The sequence below is a fragment of the Serratia sp. Je.1.23.a genome (assembly GCF_051129805.1).
Classification (GTDB): Bacteria; Pseudomonadota; Gammaproteobacteria; order Enterobacterales; family Enterobacteriaceae; genus Serratia; species Serratia liquefaciens.
The window spans coordinates 48,140-63,908 of sequence record NZ_JBCPSR010000008.1; the positions used below are offsets into that span (position 1 = coordinate 48,140).

Here is a 15,769-nt window from a genome sequence, read left to right on the forward strand (position 1 = left end):
CCCCGATTTATCATGTGGCGCCGACTGATTTATCATCCGGAAGTCAACTATGCACTGCGACAAACGCTGGTGCTGTGCCTGCCGGTTCTGCTCGGGCTGCTGATCGGCCAACTGCAATACGGCCTGCTATTTTCCCTGGTTCCCGCCTGCTGCAACATCGCCGGGCTGGACACGCCCCACAAACGCTTCTTTAAACGCCTGATCGTCGGCGGCTCGCTCTTTGCGCTTAGCAGCCTGCTGCTGCAACAGGCACTGCTGTGGCAAGTACCGCTGCCCGCATTGATGCTCGGTCTGGCACTGTTGCTTGGCGTCAGCGGCGAAATCAGCCCACTGCACGCCCGCCTGCTGCCCGCCGCGCTGGTTGCCGCCATCTTCTCCCTCAGCATGGCCGGTACGGTGCCGCTTTGGCACGCGCCGGTGTTATATATCGTGGGTACCGCCTGGTACGGCCTGTTTACCTGGTTCTGGTTCAAGCTGTGGAAAGAGCAACCGATGCGCGAGTCGCTCAATCAGCTCTATCTGGAGCTGGCGGACTACTTCGAAGCCAAATATTCGCTGTTGACCCAGCACACCGATCCGCAGACCGCCTTACCACCGCTGCTGGTGCGCCAGCAAAAGGTCATGGACCTGATCACCTTGCTGTATCAGCAGCTTAATTTTCTGCCCCATGCCAGCAATCTCGAACAAAAGCGCCTGCAACGCACCTTTCAGGTCGCGCTGGATTTGCAGGAACATATCACCGTCAGCCTGCACCTGCCGGAAGAGGTCCAAAAACTGGTAGAGCAGAGCCAGGCCGAAGCCATTATCCGCCGCAATGCACAGGTGATTGCCAATCGGCTGCGCACGGTAGCGCACGATATCCTCTATCATCAGCATTCTCAGCGTTTCAACATGGACCATGAGTTGGCAGCCCTGGAAAAAGTGGCGGCGCAGCACCCGGACAACCCGGTCGGCCAATTCTGTTATTACCACTTCAGCCGCATCGCCCGCCTGCTGCGCACCCAGCACCCACTCTACCGACGCGATCTGATGGCCAATCAAAACCGTCTGCCATTCTGGCCCGCGCTGGTCAGTTACCTGTCGTTCAAATCCAACGCCCTACGCAATGCGGCTCGGCTGGGAGTCACCCTGGCGGCGGGCAGCAGCCTGGGCATGATTTTCAATCTGCCAAAACCTTACTGGATCTTGCTGACCATCATGCTGGTGAGCCAAAACGGCTACAACGCCACCCGGGTACGCATCCAGCACCGTGCGCTCGGCACCTTGGTTGGGTTGGTGATTGCCGCCGGATTACTGCAGCTGCAACTGCCCGAGGCTGAGACGCTGGGCGTGATGCTGGTGATCACGCTGCTGGCCTATCTGGTTTCACGTAAAAATTACGGGCTGGCGGTAATTGGCTTTACGGTGACGGCGGTTTACACCCTGCAACTGTTGGCACTGAACGGCACCCACTTCCTGGTGCCGCGCCTGATCGACACGCTGATCGGCTGCGTGCTGGTGTTCGGCAGCACCATCTGGCTGTGGCCACAGTGGCAAAGCGGTCTGCTACGCAAGAACGCCCATCAGGCGTTGGAAAACGATCAACAGGCACTGCGCCTGTTGCTGGAAGAGCAAGAACCCGATCCCAGCGCGCTGGCTTATGCCCGCATGCAGGTCAATCAGGCGCACAACGCGCTGTTCACCTCACTCAATCAGGCGATGCAGGAGCCGGGATTTGAATCGAGCTACCTGGCAGATATGCGCCTGTGGGTTACGCACAGCCAGTTTATTGTCGAACACCTGAATGCGATGACCATTCTGGCTCGCGAGCACTATATGCTGACGCCAAAGCTGGCGGAGGAGTATTTGCAGTCTTGTGAAATCGCGCTGCAAAGCTGTCAGCAGCGGCTTGAATACGACGGGCCGAGCAGTGGCAACGGCATTATGCAGCCACCGGATTTGCAGCCGGATATGCCGGTGACTGAAATGGAACGCCATCTGCGGCGGATTTTGTCCCACCTGAGCGTCATGCACACCATCTCGTCACTGGCCTGGCGCCAGCGTCCGCACCATGGTATCTGGCTGAAGCGCAAACTGCGCGATCAATAAGGGCACCCTCGGTGCCCTTATGCATTAAGCGCCAATCACGTCCTGCACGGCCAGCTCAAACAGCGCCATCCCTTCGTCAATATCCTCGGTTGCTACCACCAGCGAAGGCGCAAAACGAATCACGTTTGGCCCTGCATTGAGGATCATCAACCCGCGTGCAGCGGCGGCAGTCAGGAAATCACGCGCCTTGCCGTGGTGATTTTTCGTCAATTCGGCACCGATCAGCAGCCCCATGCCACGAATGTCGCTGAAAACACCATATTTCTCGCCAATCTGTTTTAACGCCTGCACGTACAGTCCATGACGCAGTTCAATGCCACTGAGCACTTCCGGCGTATTGATCACGTCCAGCGCCGCCTCCGCCACCGCGCAGGCCAACGGGTTGCCGCCGTAGGTGGTGCCATGGGTGCCCACCTGCATCACCGAGGCAATCTCTTCGGTGGTCAGCATCGCGCTAACCGGGAAGCCACCGCCAAGCGCCTTGGCGGTGGTCAGGATGTCTGGCGTCACGCCATAGTGCATATAGGCGAACAGTTTGCCACTGCGCCCCATGCCACTTTGCACTTCGTCGAATACCAGCAGCGCCTGATACCGGTCGCACAGTTCGCGTACGCCCTTGAGGAAGTCGGCGTCTACCGGGGTAATCCCCCCCTCACCCTGGATCGGCTCCATTACCACCGCGCAGGTATGGTCGTCCATCACCGCTTTCACCGCGGCCAAATCGTTGAACGGTACGTGTACGATATCGGCCGGTTTCGGCCCAAAGCCGTCGGAATATTTGGCCTGTCCGCCGACGGAGACGGTAAACAGCGTGCGGCCGTGAAACGCGTTATAGAACGCGATGATTTTGGTTTTGTACGGACTGTGGCGGGTAATCGCATAATGACGCGCCAGTTTGAAGGCAGCTTCGTTAGCCTCTGCGCCGGAATTGGCGAAAAACACCCGATCGGCAAAGGTAGCGTTAATTAGCTTGGTCGCCAGGCGCAGCGCCGGTTCGTTGGTAAACACGTTGCTGGTATGCCACAGGGTTTCGCCCTGCTGTTTCAGCGCCTCAACCAACGCCGGGTGGCAGTGCCCCAACGCCGTCACCGCAATGCCGCCGGAGAAATCGATGTACTCTTTCCCTTGCTGGTCCCATACGCGGCTGCCTTTGCCCCTGACCGGGACAAACTGAGCAGGTGCATAAACAGGCAGGATAACCTGATCAAAGGTGCTGCGGGTTACTGCAGATTTTTCGGTCATTATGGGGTCCACCCTGAAAGTAACTCAGTTTTTTAATGGCAATTAAATGAAAATATAATCACAAAATATGCATAAAAAACCATTAAAGGGCAAACGCAAATCACCTTGGCGACTAAAAAAAATCTAAGCAATTAACTTTTAAGGAAATTATCCAACAGCTGATGCCCCTGTTCGCTGAGGATGCTTTCTGGGTGGAACTGTACCCCTTCCAGCGCCAACTGCCGGTGGCGGATGCCCATGATCTCATCGCGTACGCCGTCGCGTTCGCTCCAGGCGGTAACTTCAAAACAGTCCGGCAAAGTAGCAGCTTCAAGCACCAACGAATGGTAACGGGTAACGGTCAGCGGGTTGTTCAACCCACGAAAAACACCGCTGTCGAGATGGCGGATCGCCGAGGTCTTGCCGTGCATCACCTCGCGGGCGCGCACCACCTTAGCACCGAATGCCTGCCCCAGCGCCTGGTGCCCCAGACAAACGCCGAGGATCGGCAGCTTGCCGGCAAAATGTTGGATGGCAGCTAATGAGATGCCGGCTTCATTCGGGGTACAGGGCCCAGGAGAGATCACCAGACGCTGCGGCGCCAGCCTTTCGATATCGGCCAGTTGCAGCTCGTCGTTACGCTTCACCAGCACCTCCGCGCCTAATTCGCAAAAGTACTGGTAAAGGTTATAGGTAAAAGAGTCGTAGTTATCGATCAACAGCAGCATAGTGTTTCCAACAGACATCATCGCAATCGTAGGGGCGAATATGCCGCCCCGATTTACACGGGCGCAGTATACAACGCCCTCACGATACTGCCGCTACCGATAATTTCAGCTTACTTCTTGCGACCGCCCATGATCGAGCCCAGCACGCCGCGCAGGATCTGTCGACCGAGATCGCGTGCCATGCTCTTGGCGGCGGTTTGAACTATGCCGTCGCGCTTGCCGCCGCGTGGGCCGGTAGAGCCGAACAGAATATCGTTCAGGCCGCCCATCAGGCCGCCACCCGCCTGCTGCTGCGCCTGGGGTTGCTGCGCCGGTTGGCCCGCTTGCGGTGCACCGACGGTGGCGAAACCTTCCGCAGATAGCTTCTCGTAGGCGGACTCGCGGTCCACCATATCCTCATAACGACCATACAGCGGCGATTTATTGATCGCACTGTTCAGCCCTTCCGCCCCCAGCATGCCCATCTTGGATTCTGGCGCGATCACCATCGCCCGTTCCACCACGTTTGGCCGCCCTTTTTCGTCGAGGAAAGAAACCAGCGCCTCGCCGACGCCCAGCTCGGTGATCGCCGTTTCCGCATCGAAGGCCGGATTGGCGCGCATGGTTTGCGCCGCGGCTTTCACCGCTTTCTGATCGCGAGGGGTAAAGGCGCGCAGCGCGTGCTGCACGCGATTGCCTAACTGACCGAGCACGCTGTCCGGAATGTCGAGCGGGTTTTGGGTAACAAAGTAGATGCCGACACCTTTGGAACGGATCAGGCGTACCACCTGTTCGATTTTCGTCAGCAGTGCCGCCGGTGCGTCGTTGAACAGCAGGTGAGCTTCGTCGAAGAAGAACACCAGCTTCGGCTGCTCCGGATCGCCCACTTCCGGCAGGTGTTCGAACAGCTCGGCCAGCAGCCACAGCAGGAACACCGAATAGAGTTTCGGCTGATTAATCAGCTTGTCCGCTGCCAGCAGGTTGATGATACCGTGGCCGTTGGCGTCGGTTTTCATCAGGTCATTGATGTCCAGCATCGGCTCGCCGAAGAACTGGTTTGCCCCCTGCTCTTCCAACGTCAGCAATCCGCGCTGGATAGCGCCGACCGAAGCCGAAGAGATATTGCCATATTGGGTTTGGAACTGTTTGGCGTTGTCCCCAACGTACTGCACCATGGCGCGCAGATCTTTCATATCCAACAGCAGCAGCGCATTGTCATCGGCTATTTTGAACACCAGTTGCAGCACGCCGCTTTGAACTTCGTTCAAATCCAGCAAGCGGGCCAGCAGCAACGGCCCCAGATCGGACACGGTGGCGCGGATCGGGTGACCCTTCTCACCATAAATGTCCCACGGAATAATAGTGCAGGCCTGCGGCTGCCAGTCAGTGACGCCAATTGCCGCCAAACGCGCCTGCAGTTTCTCGGAAGGCACGGCTCCGGTACCAATACCCGACAGGTCTCCCTTTACGTCAGACAAAAAGACCGGCACCCCAATGCGCGAAAATTGCTCGGCCATTTTTTGCAACGTCACGGTTTTACCTGTCCCGGTCGCTCCGGTGATCAGACCATGGCGGTTCGCCAATGCCGGCAGGATAACCAGATCCTGTACCGGTTTCCCGTCTTTCATCGCTTTGGCGATAATCCGTGCTTCACTCATTTTCTTTTCCTTGGACGCGACGCAAAAAGCGCCTGTTGATGTCAATAAAGCTATAAGGGGGACTTAACCCCGTCAAGGACAAACAAAAATCGGCCCCTTAACCCGCCAACTGGACAGGTAAATTTAGGATTCCGCTTAGCCCATTGCAGCCATGCCATAACCCACTTGAACAATAAAACACCGGTGATATAGTAAGCAGTACGCTGTATATACGAGGTATTTACCATGTCTGAATCTACCGTGGTTATCCGCGTGGATGACGAGTTAAAAATAGCTTTTGCCAGTGCGGCCAAAGCAGCGGATCGAACGGCATCTCAGCTTTTACGCGATTTCATGCGAGATTTTGTTAGTCGACAATCGCAGCAAAAAGAGTATGAACAGTGGTTGCAGGAGAAGGTCGATTTAAGCCGAAAAGCGCTCCAGGAAGGAAGAGTGGTTGATAATGAGGACGTTGAGGCTTATTTCGCCGAGCGCAGGGCAAAATCAATGCGGTAAAACGATAAGGAAATATCGTGAAGCTAAAGTGGACGGATCCCGCAATTGCTGACCGTATGGCAATTTATGACTATCTTGCGTCAAAGAACCCGATAGCTGCCGCAGAGATTGATGCTTTGATTTCTGCGGCGGCAAGCCAACTATCCCGAAACCCATCAAGTGGCAAAGTGGGCCGGGTTTCAGGTACACGTGAATGGGTCATTCATCATTTTTACCTACTGATTTATGAAGTAAAAAATGACCTTCTTATTATTTTGGCAGTCGTACATTCCCGCCGGCACTGGCCAAAGGATTAATCACCCCCGCAGCCCCAGCTCCTCTTTCAAGGCTTTCAGATAGCGGCGGCTGACCGGGACTGGCTCCCCAACCGGCATGATCATTTCCGCAGCGCCGCCCTCATCGAAGCGAATTTCACGCACCTGCTCCAGATTGACCAAATACTGACGGTGGCAGCGTACCAGCGGTGTCCGCAGCTCCAGCGTTCGCAGCGTCAGCTCGGTAAAACACTCCATGCCGTCATTACGCACCACAAATACGCCACTCAGCCGCGAACGTATCGCTACTACCTCGTCAAAGCGCAGCAAATAGATGCGACTGTGGCCGGTACAAGGGATGTATTTCAGGTAGCCGGCGCTTTCGTCCAGCGCGGCGATGTTTTGCTGCCCGCGCTGTTGCTGCAGGCGCTGCAGCGTTTTGCTCAGCCGCTTCGGCTCCGCCGGTTTCAACAGGTAATCAAACGCATGCTCTTCAAAAGCCTGCACCGCGTATTCGTCATAGGCGGTCAGGAACACGATATGCGGCATGCGATTAGGGTCGAGCATGCCCACCATCTCCAGCCCGGTAATGCGCGGCATCTGAATATCCAGAAACACCACGTCCGGTTGCAGGCGATGGATCCCGCTGATGGCTTCTATCGCATTGGCGCATTCGCCGACAATGCTGATGCCCTCTTCCGCTTCCAGCAAATGTCGCAGGTTATCGCGTGCAGACGGTTCATCATCGACAATCAGTACGTTTAACATCAGGCAGCCCTCGCCAAGGGTACATTGAGCGTAATGCGGGTGAAGGTTTGTGGCTCACAGGCCACCCGTACGCCATAGCCGTCGCCGTAGCGTACGCGAATACGTTTATCTACCAGGTTCATTCCCAGCCCGCTGTTGTTCGGCAAAGGTTGGTACAGACCCGCATTGTCGGTCACCTGCAATAACAGACAGCCGTCTTCGAGCCGAGCGCCAATATCTATACGCCCGATGCCCAGCAACTGCGAAGTGCCGTGCTTGATGGCATTCTCAACGATTGGTTGCAGTGAAAAGGCCGGCAGACGTACCGCCAACAGCTCTTCCGGCAGCGATACCGCAATCTCCAGCCGATCGGCAAAACGCGCCTGTTCGATCTGCAGGTAGGCGTTAACGTGCTCAAGTTCGTCTGCCAGGCTGACTTCGTCGTCCGAACGCTTGAGGTTTTTGCGGAAAAAGGTCGAAAGGTACTGCACCAGCTCACAGGCCCGGTCCCCGTCACGACGGATCACCGCCACCAGCGTATTCAGGGCGTTGAACAGGAAATGCGGATTGACCTGCGCATGCAGCAATTTGATTTCCGACTGCGCCAGCAGCTGCGTGTGGCGCTCATACTGGCCGGCCATGATCTGTGCGGATAACAGGTTGGCGATACCTTCACCCAGCGTGCGGTTGATGGTGCTGAACAAACGGCTCTTCGGCTCGTAGAGTTTGATGGTGCCAATCACCCGCTGGTTCTCACCGCGCAACGGGATCACCAGCGTCGAACCCAGTTTGCAGTTGGCGTTGATCGAGCAGCTGTAGGAAAGCTCATTGCCATCGGCGTAAACCACTTCGTTGTTGTCGATCGCGCGGTGCGAATGTTTTGATGAGATCGGCGTGCCCGGCAAATGGTGGTCATCACCGATGCCGATAAACGCCAGCAGCTTCTCACGGTCGGTTATCGCGACGGCACCAATCCCCAACTCCTGATAGAGCACCCGCGCCACTCGCATACTGTTTTCCTGATCGAACCCCTGGCGCAAGATGCCTTCGGTACGTTCGGCAATTTTCAGTGCCTTGGCGGAGAACGCGCCGGTGTATTTCTCGAACATCGCCCGCCTGTCCAACAGGATCTGCATAAACATCGCCGCTCCCAGCGTGTTAGCAATCAGCATTGGCAAAGCAATGTGCTCCACCAGCCGCAGCGCCTCGTCAAACGGCCGTGCAATCGCCAGGATAATCGCCATTTGCAGCACTTCGGTCACCAATGCCACCCCGGCGACAAACAAGGGGTTAAACAGCAGGTCGATACGCCGCCGGCGCATGGCGATGCTGTGCACCAGCCCGCCCACCAACCCTTCCGCCACGGTAGAGACCGCACAGGCGATGTCGGTCATGCCGCCCAGCGTGTAGCGATGCAAGCCCCCGGTCAAACCCACCAGGAACCCTACCGAAGGCCCCCCCAACAGGCCGCCCAGCACGGCGCCGATCGCGCGAGTGTTGGCAATCGATCCTTCGACATGCAGCCCGAAATAGGTGCCCATGATGCAAAACACCGAGAAAATGACGTAGCACAATAGCTTGTGCGGCAGGCGGATAGTCACCTGTGTCAGCGGAATGAATAACGGGGTTTTACTCAGTAAATAAGCAATGACAAGGTAGACGCACATCTGCTGTAACAGCAGCAGAACCTGGCTAAATTCAAACATGGCAGCAGCTCATCCCTTAACAAAACAGATGCAGAACGCCGGGTTTCCGGTCTGATTATAAGCTGGCGATTAAAGCATGCGACGGGTAAAAAAACAGTGATGCAGGCAAGGCTTCCGGGGAAAGCAATGCAGCCGGCCCACCGGGGGCCGGCGCAAAATCATTATGGCAGCACTTTCGCTGACAGAATGACGATAGGTTTACTTGGAACGTTTTGGTATGGCCCCACGTTGCCGGTCGGCGCCTGGGAAATTTTATCCACCACGTCCATGCCTTTAACCACCTTGCCAAACACCGCGTAACCGAAATCGCGCTGGCCGTGATCCAGGAAGGCGTTATCCGCCACGTTCAGGAAGAACTGGCTGGTAGCACTGTCTTTATCGGCGGTACGCGCCATCGAAATAGTGCCACGCAGGTTACGCAGGCCATTATCCGCTTCGTTCTTGATCGGTGCCTGGGTGGATTTTTGCTGCATATCGGCAGTAAAGCCGCCGCCCTGAACCATAAAGCCCGGGATCACGCGGTGGAAAATAGTGTTGTTGTAGTAGCCGCTGTTCACGTAGTCGATGAAGTTCTTGGTGGAAACCGGAGCCTTCTGACTGTCGAGCGCCAATTCGATATTCCCTGCTGAGGTGGTCAGCATGACATGAGTTTCACCGGCAGCGAGCGCAGCGGGTGCCATTGCTGTCAGGGAACACAGCGCAACGAGGGTCACTAAAGTACGTTTGAACATTAACGGGTCCTTTCTCTAAGAGACAAACAACGGAAAAGCGCTTTGATTCTAAAGAGCTGAACCTGCGAGTGCCAGCCATTTACCTATATTTACGCAATTGTGGGACTTATCTCAGCCAGCCCCGAATTTTACTGCCAAAAGTATGATCGCCTTAGACCTTTTTGCCAACTGCATCACGCATTTTTTGCCCTTTTTACGCCTTGCTCGCTTTTTGCGACACAACTCCCGGTTTCATTTCCTGTTCCGGTTAATCTAAAGAAATGAGAGCGCTCTCATTTTAAGAATGACAGCGAAAGTAACGAATATCCGCCGGCATTGCCGCCGCGCAATAACAGGAGAAATAATGTGAGTGAATTGATGACTGAAATCAGCCCCGATTTTGAAAGCACCATCATGGAGCTGCTGGTGTTCTCCGGTGGTGCCCGCAGCAGTGCGTTGATGGCCTTGCAGCAGGCACGTGCCGGTGACTTTACCGCCTCAGCCAAGCACATGGCCGAGTCCAAACAGTCGGTGAAAAAGGCACACCTTATCCAGACCCAACTGATCGGCATGGATGAAGGCTGCGGCAAACTGGCCATCAACCTGATTACCGTTCATGCCCAGGATCATCTGATGAACGCTATGGTGATCCAGGATCTGGCGGATGACATGATTGAACTCTACCGCCGCCAGGCCCAGATGGAGGTTCGCACATGAGCGCCTTGAAAATCGCCGTGATCGGCGGCGGCAGCAGTTACACGCCAGAATTGGTTGATGGGCTGATCCAACGTATCGAAGAACTGCCGGTGACCGAACTGGCGCTGGTAGATGTTGAACCCGGCCGCGAAAAGGTAGAGATCATTGCCGCGCTGACCGAACGCATGCTGGCACGCCATGGCCTGGAGCAGGTCAAAGTCAGCGTGCATTTCGAACTGGATGAGGCTATTCGGGACGCGAACTTCGTCCTGACCCAGTTCCGCGTCGGCCAGCTGCCGGCACGCGCCGCCGACGAGCGTTTGGGGCTGAAATACGACCTGATAGGCCAGGAAACCACCGGCGTCGGCGGCTTTGCCAAGGCGCTGCGCACCATACCGGTGATGCTGGATATCGCCCGCAGAGTGGAAAAACTGGCACCGGATGCCTGGATCATCAACTTCACCAACCCGGCCGGCATCGTTACCGAAGCGGTCTCACGTTACACCAAAGCGAAAATCATCGGGCTGTGTAACGTACCGATCAGCATGCACCATATGATTGCCAACATGCTGAAAAGCCCTTCTCAAGAAATACAGCTGCAATTTGCCGGGCTGAACCATATGGTCTGGGTTCATCAGGTGCTGCAAAAGGGGCAAGACGTCACCGGTAAGGTGATCGACATGCTGTGCGATGGTGCCGCGTTGACCATGAACAACATCAAGGAAGAGCCTTGGCAGCCGGACTTCCTGCGCGCCGTGGGGGCAATCCCTTGCCCGTACCACCGCTATTTCTACCAAACCAAAGAGATGCTGGCCGAAGAAATTGCCGCGGCGGCCGAGCGCGGCACCCGTGCCGAGCAGGTGATGAAAGTAGAGAAAGAGCTGTTTGAGCTGTATGCCGATCCACACCTCGACAGCAAACCGGAACAATTAAGTTTCCGCGGCGGATCATATTATTCGGAAGTCGCGCTGGAGCTAATTCGTGCGATCCATAATAATCTCGGCACGCAATTAGTCGTCAATACTGCAAACCGTGGTGCCATTCGCGGTTTACCGGACGATGCTGTGATAGAAACCAACTGTATTGTCGATGCTCAGGGCGCCCACCCGCTGACCTTCGGCACGCTGCCGGATTCCATGCATGCGCTGACTCAACAGGTGAAAGCCTACGAGCGTCTGACTATCGAAGCCGCAGTGCATGGCGATCGCCGTAGTGGTCTGCTGGCGTTGGTGACCAATCCGCTGGTCGGTAATGCCAATGTGGCCCAGCCGCTGCTGGATGACGTGTTGGCGGTGAATGCGCCTTATCTGCCACAGTTTAAATAACCACCGGGCCAGCCGCGGTTGCTGATACATTGCTATAACTAATCTGTAGGGGGTCGATACGTCGACCCCATTTTTGTCGTAATCAGGAGTCGGATGATGGTGACACTGGAAGATGTCGCAGCCTTGGCGGGCGTGTCCCGCGCCACCGTGTCCCGCGTAGTGAATGGCGACACCAACGTTAAAGGGCAGACCCGCGAGAAAGTGGAACGCGCGGTGGCCCAGCTAGGTTACACCCCCAACCCTGCAGCACGCGCACTGGCCTCCAGCCACAGCAATACCCTCGGGCTGGTCACGACCTCATATCGCGGCGGTTTCTTCGGCGCGCTGATGGACTTCGTGCAAACCGAAGCTGAATCTCATGGCAAACAGTTACTGGTGACCCAGGGCCGCAACAGCGCCGAAAACGAATGGCAGGCGATTCAACGGCTGTTCAGTCTGCGTTGCGACGGTGTGATCCTCCATGTCCGCTTCCTCAGCGACGACCAACTGCGTCAGTTGGCAACAGAGCAACGCCCTTTTATCCTGCTCGATCGTCTGGTGCCTGGTCTGGAAGACCGCTGCGTCACTTTCGATCATCCGCGCGCCAGCCGCATGGCGACCCAACAGTTGATTGATGCCGGCCACCGACATATCGCCTGCATCAGCGGCCCCCGCGATCGCCCCTCCAGCCACTTGCGACTGCAGGGATTTGAACAGGCAATGCAGGCAGCGCACATCAAACCGGTTGCCTGCGTCGAAGGGCTGTACGATTTGGAAAGCGGCTATCGCTGCGCCGATCTGCTGTTGCAAATGAAAACCACGCCTACCGCTATCTATTGCTGCAACGAAGAAATGGCCATCGGCGCGCTGCTGGCAATCAACGAACATCGCCTACGGGTTCCGCAAGATATCTCGCTGATCTGTTACGACAGCGGCGAACGTGCACCTTTCGTTCGACCGGCGCTGACCAGCGTACATTTCCCGATTACTGAAATGGCGCAATACGCAGCAAGGCGGCTGATTGATCCGACCACGCCTGAGGTCAGCTTCTCACCGATCGTCATCAGTCGAGATTCCATCGTGACGGTGAGCTAACAGATCACAAAAATATTTCACTACCGCTCATTCATTGCATCAAAAAATCGACAGCCATCACAAAAACTCCCGTTGTCTGTGCTAGGATCCGCTCCCTGGTGGCCTGATCGGGACTTTTTTCTGCTTTTGCCAGGAAAAGCCAGCGGCCTTAATCCAGCGTTATACCCTATGAATTTCAAATTGCAGCTAGACGCCCAACTTACTCATCCCCTGGAGCTTACTTAGGTAAGTGACTGGGGGGAGTTAGTGCAGGTAACAACGCTGCGGTTTGAAAGGCGACGGGAATAATCCTAACAGACATAATCAGGCCTATATAATGAATGACAGCAACCGTCTACGGCTTACCTGGATCAGCTATTTTTCTTACGCGCTGACCGGTGCTTTAGTTATCGTCACAGGGATGGTGATGGGGAACATTGCAGAGTACTTTAATCTGCCGGTTTCCAGCATGAGCAATACCTTTACCTTTCTTAACGCCGGTATTTTGATTTCGATCTTCCTCAATGCCTGGCTGATGGAAATCATCCCGCTGAAACGTCAATTGATGTTCGGCTTTGTGCTGATGGTGCTGGCTGTCGCCGGGTTGATGGTCGGCAACAGCCTGACCATGTTCTCGTTGTGCATGTTCGTCCTTGGCGTGGTCAGCGGTATCACCATGTCGATAGGCACCTTCTTGATCACCCATATGTACGCCGGCCGCCAACGCGGTTCGCGCCTGCTGTTCACTGACTCCTTCTTCAGCATGGCCGGGATGATCTTCCCGATTGTTGCCGCAATGCTGCTGGCTCGTCAGATCGGCTGGTACTGGGTGTACGCCTGCATCGGCCTGCTGTATGTAGGTATCTTTGTGCTGACCCTGTTCTCCGAGTTCCCGGTGCTGGGCAACAAAGGCGCCGACGCTGGCCAGCCGGTAGCAAAAGAAAAATGGGGTATCGGCGTGCTGTTCCTGTCGATCGCCGCACTGTGCTACATCCTCGGCCAGCTTGGTTTCATCCAGTGGGTGCCGGAATACGCCACCAAGTCATTCGGTATGGATATCAGCCAGGCCGGTAAACTGGTGAGCGATTTCTGGACCTCATACATGGTGGGCATGTGGGTGTTCAGCTTTATTCTGCGCTTCTTCGATTTGCAGCGCATCGTCACCATTCTGGCCGCTTTGGCGACCGGTGCGATGTACATGTTCGTCAGCACCGACAATCCGGAACACCTGGGCTACTACATTATGGCTCTGGGCTTCGTCTCCAGCGCGATCTACACCACGTTGATCACTCTGGGCTCGCTGCAGACCAAGGTTTCTTCACCGAAACTGGTTAACTTCATCCTGACCTGCGGCACCATCGGCACCATGCTGACCTTCGTGGTCACCGGCCCGATCGTAGCGAAAGGCGGCGCGCATGCAGCGCTGACTACCGCTAACGGCCTGTACCTGGCGGTATTCGTCATGTGTCTGCTGCTCGGTTTCGTGACCAAGCACCGCAGCCACGGTCACGTGACGCACTAACCTGCCGACGTGATGTAAAAAGGGCGCCAAGGCGCCCTTTTTTTATGCTGAAACCGGTGCCTTAACGCCGGAAATCCACCTTCTCATCCTGCGCCAGATACAGCGTGGTTTCGGCTGGCTGAGTCTCGGCAATCACCGCCCCCTGCCGTATCGAATAGCGCACCGGCGTCTGTCGACGCACCGCGTCAAAACCGCTTTCCGCCGGCAGAATCACCAGGTTGGCACTGTTCCCTGCCGCCAGGCCGTAATCGGTCAGGTTCAACGTCCGGGCACTGTGGCTGGTGATCAGTTTCAGCCCGTCGTCGATCTGGCCGTATCCCATCAGTTGGCACACATGCAGCCCCATATGCAGCACCTGCAGCATGTTGGCGGTCCCCAGCGGATACCAGGGGTCGAACACATCGTCATGACCAAAGCAGACGTTGATATTCGCCTCCAGCATCTCTTTCACCCGGGTGATGCCGCGCCGCTTCGGGTAGCTGTCGAAGCGCCCCTGCAGGTGGATATTCACCAGCGGGTTAGCAACAAAGTTGATGCCTGACATTTTCAGCAGGCGGAACAGCCGTGAAGCATAAGCGCCATTGTAAGAGTGCATCGCCGTGGTATGGCTGGCGGTCACCCTGGCACCCATGTCCAGCTTCAGCGCCAGCGCCGCCACGGTCTCGACAAATCGCGACTGTTCGTCGTCAATCTCATCGCAGTGGACATCCACCAGCCGATCGTATTTCTGCGCCAGAGCAAACGCCTTGTGCAGCGACTCCACGCCGTATTCCCGGGTGAATTCAAAGTGCGGGATGGCCCCTACCACGTCGGCTCCCAACCGCAGCGCCTCTTCCAACAGGGCTTCGCCGTTGGGATAAGACATGATGCCCTCCTGCGGGAAGGCGACGATTTGCAGCGTAACCCAGGGGGCCACTTCCTGCTTCACTTCCAGCATCGCACGTAGCGCCGTCAGGGTCGGGTCCGAGACGTCAACATGGGTACGCACGTACTGCACGCCGTTGGCGATCTGCCATTTCAGCGTCTGCCAGGCGCGTTGCTTGACGTCCTCATGGGTCAGCATTGCCTTGCGTTCCGCCCAGCGTTCAATGCCTTCAAACAGGGTACCTGACTGGTTCCAGGCCGGTTGCCCGGCGGTTTGGGTGGTATCCAGATGGATATGCGGCTCGACAAATGCCGGCTGCGCCAGCCCGCCCTGCGCATCCAGCACGTCGTTGCGCCACTCCTGCCCTTCCGGCTGCGGCACGATATGAGCGATGCGCCCCTGTTCAATAGCCAGTTGCCACAGCCCTTCATGCCCGCTTAAACGCAGGTTATCGATAAACTTCAATGGACTCTTGGCCACGCTTCACCTCTGCTGTTCCAGCCTGTTTTATTCATCATACTGGCAGCGGATCAGACTGACAAAGCGCCCTTGCGGTTATTACCCCACCCCTTACTCCCAAATAAGTAGAATTCGCATTAACTGGCTCGTTTCAGCTAAAGGTGAATAAAAACCGCAACTTATCAAATATCGATAAAAATCATCCATATACCACATAAGAGGTATATGGAGGGGCGATTGATTTGCATCAATAAATTGCCCGT

General features: G+C 56.1%; 14 protein-coding genes. 7 read left to right on the forward strand and 7 right to left on the reverse strand.

Going from position 1 to position 15,769, the window contains the following annotated elements:
- The first annotated feature begins 12 nt into the window (after positions 1-12).
- Entirely contained in the window at positions 13-2,088 is a 2,076-nt protein-coding gene (locus AAZT04_RS22380) for a YccS/YhfK family putative transporter (protein ID WP_041415732.1), read from the forward strand.
- A 24-nt stretch (positions 2,089-2,112) separates the two neighbouring features.
- Here AAZT04_RS22380 and argD read toward each other — a convergent pair whose 3' ends face one another.
- The 3 genes from argD to AAZT04_RS22395 form a co-directional block, all read right to left on the reverse strand.
- Entirely contained in the window at positions 2,113-3,330 is a 1,218-nt protein-coding gene (gene argD, locus AAZT04_RS22385) for a bifunctional acetylornithine/succinyldiaminopimelate transaminase (protein ID WP_434681820.1), read from the reverse strand.
- A 131-nt stretch (positions 3,331-3,461) separates the two neighbouring features.
- Positions 3,462-4,037 carry an aminodeoxychorismate synthase component II gene (locus tag AAZT04_RS22390; RefSeq protein ID WP_046372490.1) on the reverse strand — a complete coding sequence of 192 codons (576 nt, stop codon included), beginning with the start codon at positions 4,035-4,037 and terminating at the stop codon, positions 3,462-3,464.
- Positions 4,038-4,147: 110 nt separating this feature from the next.
- Positions 4,148-5,674, reverse strand: a complete 1,527-nt coding sequence (locus tag AAZT04_RS22395) for a helicase HerA-like domain-containing protein (protein WP_129982628.1) — start codon at positions 5,672-5,674, stop codon at positions 4,148-4,150.
- 225 nt (positions 5,675-5,899) lie between these two features.
- On the opposite strand from AAZT04_RS22395, the gene AAZT04_RS22400 reads away from it, so the two are divergent.
- Both AAZT04_RS22400 and AAZT04_RS22405 read left to right on the forward strand, forming a co-directional pair.
- A complete protein-coding gene (locus tag AAZT04_RS22400; protein WP_020837302.1) occupies positions 5,900-6,169 on the forward strand; it encodes a hypothetical protein in 270 nt (89 codons plus the stop codon).
- Between the two features lie 17 nt (positions 6,170-6,186).
- Positions 6,187-6,465: a type II toxin-antitoxin system RelE/ParE family toxin gene (locus AAZT04_RS22405; RefSeq protein ID WP_129982629.1), complete on the forward strand. Its 279-nt coding sequence runs from the start codon at positions 6,187-6,189 to the stop codon at positions 6,463-6,465.
- On the opposite strand, the gene btsR is transcribed toward AAZT04_RS22405, so the two are convergent.
- From btsR to ppiA, 3 genes are all read right to left on the reverse strand, one after another.
- Positions 6,466-7,191, reverse strand: a complete 726-nt coding sequence (gene btsR / locus AAZT04_RS22410) for a two-component system response regulator BtsR (protein ID WP_020837306.1) — start codon at positions 7,189-7,191, stop codon at positions 6,466-6,468.
- Positions 7,191-8,876, reverse strand: a complete 1,686-nt coding sequence (locus tag AAZT04_RS22415; RefSeq protein ID WP_046372487.1) for a sensor histidine kinase — start codon at positions 8,874-8,876, stop codon at positions 7,191-7,193. The genes btsR and AAZT04_RS22415 overlap by 1 nt, the downstream gene beginning before the upstream one ends.
- Before the next feature lie 161 nt (positions 8,877-9,037).
- On the reverse strand, positions 9,038-9,607 hold the full coding sequence (gene ppiA, locus AAZT04_RS22420; protein ID WP_020837308.1) for a peptidylprolyl isomerase A: 570 nt from the start codon (positions 9,605-9,607) through the stop codon (positions 9,038-9,040).
- A 357-nt stretch (positions 9,608-9,964) separates the two neighbouring features.
- Here ppiA and AAZT04_RS22425 point away from each other — a divergent pair, with 357 nt between their 5' ends.
- The 4 genes from AAZT04_RS22425 (at position 9,965) to tsgA (ending at position 14,182) form a co-directional block, all read left to right on the forward strand.
- Positions 9,965-10,303 (forward strand): PTS lactose/cellobiose transporter subunit IIA, encoded by a 339-nt coding sequence (locus AAZT04_RS22425; protein ID WP_128865305.1) that lies wholly within the window; start codon positions 9,965-9,967, stop codon positions 10,301-10,303.
- Positions 10,300-11,607, forward strand: coding sequence for a 6-phospho-beta-glucosidase (locus AAZT04_RS22430; RefSeq protein WP_020837311.1), 1,308 nt, complete (start codon positions 10,300-10,302; stop codon positions 11,605-11,607). Before AAZT04_RS22425 ends, AAZT04_RS22430 begins: the two co-directional genes overlap by 4 nt.
- 96 nt (positions 11,608-11,703) lie before the next feature.
- Positions 11,704-12,681, forward strand: a complete 978-nt coding sequence (locus AAZT04_RS22435; protein WP_115061143.1) for a LacI family DNA-binding transcriptional regulator — start codon at positions 11,704-11,706, stop codon at positions 12,679-12,681.
- Between the two features lie 316 nt (positions 12,682-12,997).
- Complete coding sequence (gene tsgA, locus AAZT04_RS22440) at positions 12,998-14,182, forward strand: MFS transporter TsgA (RefSeq protein ID WP_434681826.1); 1,185 nt, start codon at positions 12,998-13,000, stop codon at positions 14,180-14,182.
- Between the two features lie 61 nt (positions 14,183-14,243).
- Here the strand turns inward: tsgA and AAZT04_RS22445 are convergent, their stop codons facing one another.
- Entirely contained in the window at positions 14,244-15,512 is a 1,269-nt protein-coding gene (locus AAZT04_RS22445; protein ID WP_434681941.1) for a cytosine deaminase, read from the reverse strand.
- Positions 15,513-15,769: the final 257 nt, after the last annotated feature.